Origin of the sequence: Sphingomonas sp. 28-62-11 (assembly GCF_002278865.1) — a bacterium.
Lineage (GTDB): Bacteria > Pseudomonadota > Alphaproteobacteria > Sphingomonadales > Sphingomonadaceae > Sphingomonas.
This window is the reverse complement of the sequence record NZ_NCGB01000023.1, coordinates 40,592-48,828: the sequence shown is the minus strand read 5'-3', so window position 1 is coordinate 48,828 and position 8,237 is coordinate 40,592. Positions and strand designations below refer to the sequence as shown.

11 protein-coding genes are annotated in these 8,237 nt (G+C 63.2%); all 11 read left to right on the top strand.

The features are described from left to right. Window positions 1-889: acyl-CoA carboxylase subunit beta (locus B7Y49_RS09765; RefSeq protein WP_374127396.1), on the top strand; the 889-nt coding region annotated here is incomplete at its 5' end. 257 nt (window positions 890-1,146) lie between these two features. After that, on the top strand, window positions 1,147-1,470 hold the full coding sequence (locus B7Y49_RS09760) for a hypothetical protein (RefSeq protein ID WP_374127395.1): 324 nt from the start codon (window positions 1,147-1,149) through the stop codon (window positions 1,468-1,470). 2 nt (window positions 1,471-1,472) lie between these two features. Further along, entirely contained in the window at window positions 1,473-1,889 is a 417-nt protein-coding gene (gene mce / locus B7Y49_RS09755) for a VOC family protein (RefSeq protein WP_374127394.1), read from the top strand. 153 nt (window positions 1,890-2,042) lie between these two features. Further along, window positions 2,043-2,825 carry an enoyl-CoA hydratase-related protein gene (locus tag B7Y49_RS09750; protein ID WP_374127393.1) on the top strand — a complete coding sequence of 261 codons (783 nt, stop codon included), beginning with the start codon at window positions 2,043-2,045 and terminating at the stop codon, window positions 2,823-2,825. A gap of 124 nt (window positions 2,826-2,949) precedes the next feature. Continuing rightward, entirely contained in the window at window positions 2,950-5,100 is a 2,151-nt protein-coding gene (gene scpA / locus B7Y49_RS09745) for a methylmalonyl-CoA mutase (protein ID WP_374127392.1), read from the top strand. Continuing rightward, the gene (locus B7Y49_RS09740; RefSeq protein WP_374127391.1) at window positions 5,097-5,441 is read left to right on the top strand and encodes a hypothetical protein; all 345 of its coding nucleotides are present in this window, start codon (window positions 5,097-5,099) and stop codon (window positions 5,439-5,441) included. The genes scpA and B7Y49_RS09740 overlap by 4 nt, the downstream gene beginning before the upstream one ends. Continuing rightward, window positions 5,441-6,430: a biotin synthase BioB gene (gene bioB / locus B7Y49_RS09735; protein WP_374127402.1), complete on the top strand. Its 990-nt coding sequence runs from the start codon at window positions 5,441-5,443 to the stop codon at window positions 6,428-6,430. Before B7Y49_RS09740 ends, bioB begins: the two co-directional genes overlap by 1 nt. Further along, window positions 6,427-6,810 (top strand): lysozyme inhibitor LprI family protein, encoded by a 384-nt coding sequence (locus tag B7Y49_RS09730; RefSeq protein ID WP_374127390.1) that lies wholly within the window; start codon window positions 6,427-6,429, stop codon window positions 6,808-6,810. The genes bioB and B7Y49_RS09730 overlap by 4 nt, the downstream gene beginning before the upstream one ends. Beyond that, window positions 6,807-7,616 (top strand): alpha/beta hydrolase, encoded by an 810-nt coding sequence (locus B7Y49_RS09725; protein WP_374127389.1) that lies wholly within the window; start codon window positions 6,807-6,809, stop codon window positions 7,614-7,616. The genes B7Y49_RS09730 and B7Y49_RS09725 overlap by 4 nt, the downstream gene beginning before the upstream one ends. Next, window positions 7,617-7,850 (top strand): DUF4160 domain-containing protein, encoded by a 234-nt coding sequence (locus B7Y49_RS09720; protein WP_374127388.1) that lies wholly within the window; start codon window positions 7,617-7,619, stop codon window positions 7,848-7,850. Beyond that, window positions 7,834-8,094 (top strand): DUF2442 domain-containing protein, encoded by a 261-nt coding sequence (locus tag B7Y49_RS09715; RefSeq protein WP_374127387.1) that lies wholly within the window; start codon window positions 7,834-7,836, stop codon window positions 8,092-8,094. The genes B7Y49_RS09720 and B7Y49_RS09715 overlap by 17 nt, the downstream gene beginning before the upstream one ends. Window positions 8,095-8,237 lie beyond the last annotated feature (143 nt).

Below are 8,237 nucleotides of genomic sequence, written 5' to 3'. Positions count from 1 at the left end.
TGCCGTGACGCATACCACGAAGTCGGGGGTCGCCGATGTTGCGTTCGATGATGATATCGAAGCGCTGCTCGCGGCCCGCGACTTCGTGGACTTCTTGCCTGCATCGAACCGCGATGCCGCGCCCGAGCGCCCGACGGCGGACCCGTGGGACCGGCTCGAGGAAAGTCTCGACCTGCTGATCCCGGCCAATGCCAACCAGCCGTATGACATGCACGAAGTGATCCGAAAGACGCTCGACGAGGGCGATTTCTTCGAGGTGCAACCGGCGCATGCGGGCAACATCATCACCGGTTTCGGGCGGATCGAGGGGCGCACCGTGGGCGTGGTCGCGAACCAGCCGATGGTGCTGGCCGGGTGCCTCGACATCAACTCATCAAAAAAGGCGGCGCGTTTCGTGCGCTTCTGCGATGCGTTCGAGATTCCGATTCTGACCTTTGTCGACGTGCCGGGCTTCCTTCCGGGAACGGCGCAGGAGCTGAACGGCATCATCAAGCACGGCGCGAAGCTGCTCTTCGCCTATGCCGAGGCGACCGTGCCCAAGATCACGGTGATTACGCGCAAAGCTTATGGCGGGGCGTATGACGTGATGGCCTCAAAGCATCTGCGCGGTGATTTGAATTACGCGTGGCCAACCGCCGAAATCGCGGTGATGGGCGCAAAGGGCGCGGTCGAGATCATCTTCCGCGGGAAAACGCCCGAAGAGATCGCCGAGCGGACGGCGGAATATGAGGCGCGCTTCGCGAACCCGTTCGTGGCGGCATCGAAAGGCTTCATCGATGAGGTGATCCAGCCGCACTCGACGCGGCGGCGGGTGGCGCTGGGGTTACGGAAGCTGAGGAACAAGCAGCTGGAGAACCCGTGGAAGAAGCATGATAATATTCCGTTATAAATACCTGTTTGCTATCAATATTAAATGCTGAACAACGCCCATTCGCAGCGCTGAAGGAAATAACGATGGTTGCTGTATTGATAGCGCTTCTTCAGTTGACTGTCGCGCCGCCCGCGCCGCAACCACCTGTAGCACCATGGACACCGGTGGCCCGCGCCGATCCGGCGGGAGGCCCGAGTTCGGTGTCGGCCTCTGTGATGACGGCGGATCGTAATGCGCGGCTTGTGGTTCGGTGTGACCGAGTGGCGGAACCGGTGGTGTCAATTCAAATGCGCATCCGCGCGGGCATCGCCGCTGCGCCGGACCATGCCGTATCGGTCGGCATCGATGGCGGCGCGCCAATCGTTACGCCTTGGGAGTTTCCGGGCACCGCGATCATGAACCGAGCGACGGCGGCAGTCACGCAACTGACCGTCGCGATGAACGGGGCGAAGACGATCTCCATTGCCACCACTGATGGCGAGACGCCGGTATCGCTCACGTTCGACGGGCCGAATGGCGGCGGCGGCATCAAGGATGTGCTGACGGCGTGTGGCTATGAATTCGGTGTCGTGCCGAAACCCGTCAAGGCAGAGAGGTAAAAGTGAAACTCGGCCGCCTCAATCATATCGGCGTCGCGACGCCGTCGATCGAAGCATCGATCGCGCTGTACCGCGACGTCCTCGGCGCGACGAAGATCCACGCCCCGTTCGATCTGCCCGCACAAGGCGTGAAAGTGTGCTTCGTCGACACCCCCAACACCCAGATCGAACTGATCGAGCCGCTGGGGGAGGCGTCACCGATCCACGGTTTTCTCGCCAAGAATCCGGCGGGGGGGCAGCATCATGTTTGCTACGAAGTGCCCGATATCCATGCGGCCAAGGCGTGGTTCGAGGCGAAGGGCACCAAGGTGCTCGGCGAGCCGCGAATCGGGGCGCATGGCACGTTGATCTTCTTCGTCCACCCCAAGGACATGGGCGGCGTGCTGACCGAGATCATGGAAACGCCGAAGGGGCATTGAGACGCGCGGGAAGCGCGGGGATGCCGTAGCGTCGCCATTTGTTGCGCCATACCCGATCTTCGAAACCTAGAGCGCTGGTTGCATCAAGGGCGATTTTCCAGCATACTGCGCCTTGAAAACCAGTCGATGCAATTCGGGAAGAGGGGATGCGCGATGACCTATGAAATGATCCGTGCCGAGCGCCAGGGCGATGTGCTGGTCCTCACCCTCAACCGGCCCGAGCGGCTCAACGCAGCACCGCCGCAGATGTTCGTGGAAATCGGCCACGCGCTCGAGAATCTGGATGGCGCGCGCGCGGTGCTGATCACGGGCGAGGGACGGGCATTCTGCTCGGGGGCTGACCTTGCCGGGCGTGATCAGAGCCAAGCATCGCCTGCCGATCGCGCCAAGCAATCGCTCACCAACAGCTATAACCCCACCATGCTCAAGATCGCGAACGCCAGCGTGCCGATCGTCAGCGCGGTCAACGGCCCGGCGGCGGGTATCGGGTGCAGCCTGGCGCTGGCCGCCGACTTCTGCATCGCGGGCGAAAGCGGTTACTTTCTGCAGGCGTTCGTCAATATCGGGCTGGTGCCCGATGGCGGGGCTTCGTGGATGCTCGCGCGGCTGGTCGGCAAGGCACGCGCGACCGAGATGATGTTGCTCGGCGAGCGCATCCATGGCCCCAAGGCGGCCGAATGGGGGCTGGTGTATAAATGCGTGCCCGATGCAGTGCTGTTGGAAGAGGCGATGACACTGGCGACGCGGCTTGCGGCTGGTCCGACGGTCGCACTGGGGCTGATGCGGCAGGGCTTGGCTGCAGCGCTGGAGAGCGATTACGCCACCGCGATGGCGGGCGAGGCCGATCGCCAGTCGATCGCGGGCCAGACGGCGGATGCGGTCGAGGGCGCCGTGAGCTTCCTGCAAAAGCGCAAGGCCGTGTTCAAGGGGGCCTAAACTCCCCCGTTCCTCCTGAGCCCTTCGGCGGGCTTCGGCCTTTTCGGCCGAAATCGAGGGACGTGCCGCAAGCGCTGCGCAGGGTGTCTCGACTTCGCTCGACACGAACGGGTAGGGATACGGAATGAGCGAAGAATCTCCTACCCAACCCACCCTCGCTGACTGGCAGGCCCTCGCCGCCAAGGAAGTGAAAGGCGCCGATCTCACCTGGCACACGCCGGAGGGGATTGCGGTGAAGCCACTCTACACCGCCGCTGACGTGCGCGATGATCCCGGCCTCCCCGGTTTCGCGCCGTTCACCCGCGGGGTGCGCGCGTCGATGTATGCGGGGCGGCCCTGGACGATCCGGCAATATGCGGGCTTTTCGACCGCTGAGGCCTCGAACGCCTTTTACCGTCGCAATCTCGCCGCCGGGCAAAAGGGCCTGAGCGTCGCGTTCGATCTCGCCACGCATCGGGGTTATGACAGCGATCATCCCCGCGTCACCGGCGATGTCGGCAAGGCCGGCGTCGCGATCGATTCGGTCGAGGACATGAAGATCCTGTTCGACGGCATCCCGCTCGACAAGATGAGCGTCAGCATGACGATGAACGGCGCGGTGATCCCGATCCTCGCCTTCTTCATCGTCGCGGGCGAAGAACAGGGCGTGCCGCAGGCGCAGCTCGACGGCACGATCCAGAACGACATTCTGAAGGAGTTCATGGTCCGCAACACGTACATTTATCCGCCCGAACCTTCGATGCGGATCATTGCGGATATCATCGCCTATACATCGGCCAACATGCCGAAATTCAACAGCATCTCGATCAGCGGCTATCACATGCAGGAAGCCGGCGCGACCCAGGTGCAGGAGCTTGCGTTCACGATCGCCGACGGGCGCGAATATGCCAAGGCGGCGATGGCGGCAGGGCTCGATATTGATGCGTTCGCCGGGCGGCTGAGCTTCTTCTTCGCGATCGGCATGAACTTCTTCATGGAAGTGGCAAAGCTGCGCGCGGCGCGGACGCTGTGGCACCGGGTGATGACCGATCTCGGCGCGAAGGACGAGCGGAGCAAGATGCTGCGCACGCATTGCCAGACGAGCGGCGTCTCGCTCACCGAGCAGGACCCCTACAACAACGTCATCCGCACCACGGTTGAGGCGATGGCGGCGGCGTTGGGGGGCACGCAGTCGCTCCACACCAATGCGCTCGACGAAGCGATCGCGCTTCCCACTGATTTTTCGGCGCGCATCGCGCGTAACACGCAGATCGTGCTGCAGGAGGAAACCGGCATCACCAAGGTCGTCGATCCGCTTGGTGGCAGCTATTATGTCGAAGCGTTGACGAGTGAACTGGTCGACAAGGCCTGGGCGATCATCGAGCGCGTCGAAGGTGAGGGCGGTATGGCGAACGCTGTCGCCAAGGGCTGGCCCAAGGCGATGATCGAGGAAGCCGCTACCGCCCGCCAGGCCCGCGTCGATCGCGGCGAGGATGTGATCGTCGGCGTCAATAAATATCAGCTCGCCGAACAGGATTCGATCGACATTCTCGACGTGGACAATGTCGCCGTGCGCGCCGGGCAGATCGCGCGGATCGAGCGGGTGAAGGCCGCGCGCGACGAGGACGCGTGTCGCGCGGCGCTCGATGCGCTGCGGGAGGGGGCGCGCGGAAATGCGAACCTCCTCGCCCTCGCCGTGAACGCCGCCCGTGCCCGCGCCACGCTCGGCGAAATATCCTCAGCGATGGAGGATGTATTCGGCCGCCATTCCACCAGCCCTACCCCTGTCAGTGGCATCTACGGCGGTGCCTATGGCGATGACGCACGCTGGGCCAATCTGGTCGAGGGTGTGGATGCAACCGAGCGCCGGATGGGCCGCAAGCCCCGCATGCTCGTCGCCAAGATGGGCCAGGACGGGCATGATCGCGGTGCCAATCTCGTCAGCAGCATGTTCGGCGATTTGGGGTTCGAGATCGTCCCCGGGCCGCTGTTCCAGACCCCGCGTGAGGCGGCGGCACTCGCGATCGAACATGACGTGGACGTCGTCGGCGCGTCGTCGCTAGCGGCTGGGCACAAGACGCTGATCCCCGAACTGATCGGCCTGCTGCACGATGCCGGGCGCAGCGATATCAAGGTCATCGTCGGCGGCGTCATCCCCGCGCAGGATTATGATTTTCTGCGTGAGGCGGGCGTGCAAGCGATCTTCGGCCCGGGCACGAACCTTATCAACGCGGCGGGCGAAGTGCTAAAGCTGCTGGGGCATAATATGCCACCCGAACGGGAGGCTGCCGAATGAGTGAACTGCCGGACGATCAGATCAGCGGTGCCGCGCGCGTCGATTGGTTGCTGCTCGAATATGATTATTTCAAGCATCTCAGCACAATCGCGCTGGTGGCGCTGGGGGCTATTCTCACCTGGATTCAGGGCGGCAGAGGGGGCACGATGATCGTGATTGGTCTCGTGCTGGTTGCAATGTCTGCGACAGCGGGGTTCGGTGCGATGAACCATATCATCGACCATCGAAAAACGGGCAAGAAGTTGCGTATGTTTTTTGCGTGGGAACGATCGATCGCAACTGCCACGTTCGCAACCGGGCTGGGCATGTTCATGAGTGAAATTGGAAGGGTGTTCAATTGATCCGTACCGACTGGGCCCGCGCTGAAATCGCCGATCTGTTCGATCTGCCGTTCGACGAGTTGATGTGGCAGGCGCAAGCTGTCCACCGCGCGCATCATGCGGCCGGAGAGGTGCAGCTGTGCACGCTCTTGTCGATCAAGACTGGCGGCTGCCCGGAGGATTGCGGCTATTGCTCGCAAAGCATGTCCGCAGACAGCGGGCTGAAGGCCGACAAGCTGATGGAGGTCGAAACCGTCCTTTCTGCCGCCGCCGAGGCCAAGGCGAGCGGATCGCAGCGTTTTTGCATGGGGGCGGCCTGGCGCAACCCCAAGGACCGCGACATGGACGCGGTGGTGCAGATGGTGGCGGGCGTGAAGGCGATGGGGCTGGAAACCTGCATGACGCTCGGCATGCTCGAGCCGCATCAGGCGCGCCAGCTCGCCGATGCCGGGCTCGATTATTACAACCACAATATCGATACCTCGCCGGAGAATTACGGCAACGTCATCACCACGCGGACCTTCCAGGATCGGCTCGATACGCTCGAGCATGTCCGTGCGGCCGGGATCAATGTGTGCTGCGGTGGGATCGTTGGCATGGGGGAAACCCGGTCGGATCGCGTCGGCTTCGTCCATGCGCTCGCCACGCTGCCGCGCCACCCGGAAAGCGTGCCCGTCAACGCGCTGGTACCGGTAAAGGGCACGGTGCTCGGGGATATGCTCGCCGATACGCCGCTGGCGAAAATCGACGATATCGAATTCGTGCGGACAGTCGCCGTCGCGCGGATCACGATGCCGCTCAGCATGGTGCGCTTGTCGGCGGGGCGCGAAAGCATGAGCGAGGCCACGCAGGCGCTGTGCTTCATGGCAGGCGCGAACTCGATCTTCACGGGCGACAAATTGCTCACCACCGGCAACCGCGGCGACAGTGCCGATGGCGCGATGTTCGAAAAGCTCGGCCTGCGCCCGATGGAGGGTGAGGAGCCGATGCGGGCGGTGGCAGCGGAATGATTGCCGCGCTGTTGCTCCTCGCCGCCGCAGCGCCCGCCGAGCCTTGCGACAACGCCATCTCGCAATCGGCGATGACGATGTGTGCAGCCGAAGCCTATAAGCGTGCCGACGCAGCGTTGAACGCGCAGTGGAAGATCACCCTTGCCAAGGCAAAAGCGCGTGACGTCGAGAGCCCGCCGATGAGCGTCGCCGAACGCCGTTATGCCGATGGGCTGCTTGATTCCCAGCGCGCCTGGATCGCTTTCCGCGATGCGCAATGCGCCGCTGAATCATTGGAAATGCGCGGGGGCAGTGCGCAGCCGATGCTGCTTTATGGGTGCAAGGCCGCGATGACGCGCGAGCGCACCAAGTGGCTTAAAGACTTCGCGGCTCAGCAATGATCGTTCGATTGCTCACGATGCTGTTGCTGCTGGCGGTCGCTGCGCCGGCAGCTGCTCAATCCGGCACCCCCATCGTCATCGGCCAATCCTATCGCCTGCCCTCGGCGGTGATGAGCGCGGATCGCACGCTCAACATCTGGCTGCCGCCGGGCTATGCGACCAGCGGCAAGACCTATCCGGTGCTCTACCTGCTCGATGGCGGGGTGGAGCAGGATTTCCACCACATCAGCGGGCTGGCGCAGCTCGGCACGATCGTGGGTACGACGCAGGATGTGATCGTGGTGGGGATCGAAACGGTCGATCGCCGCAACGAACTCGCCTTTCCGACGAGCGATGCCAAGCTGAAGGCGGATTATCCGACCGCGGGCCAATCGGCGCGGTTCCGGCGGTACATTGCAAATGAGGTGAAGCCATGGGTCGCTGCGCATTACCGCACGAGCGGCGATGACGGCCTGATCGGCGAATCGCTCGCCGGACTGTTCGTGGTTGAAACCTTGCTGCGCACGCCCGCCTTGTTCGATCGCTACATCGCGATCAGCCCCAGCCTGTGGTGGGACAATGAATCGCTCACCGCGCTGGCGCCGGGCTTGTTGCGGGCGGGTGATGTGCAACGACGTTGGCTGTGGCTGACCGTCGCCGATGAAAAGGGCATGGGCGTGGATGGTTTTGCTGCTGCGTTGAAAGCAAGCGCCCCGCCAACGCTCGACTGGACCTACGCCCCGCGCCGTGACGAAACCCATGCGACGATCTATCACGGTGCCGCGCTGGCGGCGCTGCGGGCGCTGTACCCGGTGGTGGGGAAGTGAATGCCGACAGTACTGCGGATCGGCGGATTTCGCTTTTACTTCTACAGTCACGAGCCGAACGAACCGCCGCACATCCATGTCGATCGGGGCGAGGCGACCATTAAGGTGTGGCTGGAATCGCTGGAAGTCGCCAAGAGCCGTGGCTTCCGGGCGCACGAAATTGGTGGCATTGTCGCCATGGTTGAGGGCAACAGGACTTTGCTGTTGGAGGCATGGCATGAATATTTCGGCTAAAGTCACCGACGAGGGCGTTCTCGATGTGCGATTTGATGATGCAAGCCTGATCGTCGATTTGATGGACGGACGGACGATTTCGGTGCCGCTCGCCTGGTATCCGCGCTTGCTGCACGCGACGCAGGCGCAGCGGGCGGCTTGGGAAAAGGCCGGCGCGGGTTATGGTATTCATTGGCCCGAGATCGACGAGGATCTGAGCACCGAAGGGCTGTTGCGTGGCGCGCCTGGGGTGAGGGCAGCGTGACCAGCTCCACCCCAAACCCCAACCGTCACCCCGGACGTGTTCCGGGGCCCACCGTGCAACAAGCTATGGCGTTGTCGGTGGAGGAGTGGGCCCCGGAACACGTCCGGGGTGACGCAGAATTGAAGCTCAGGCTGGCGGCGTGA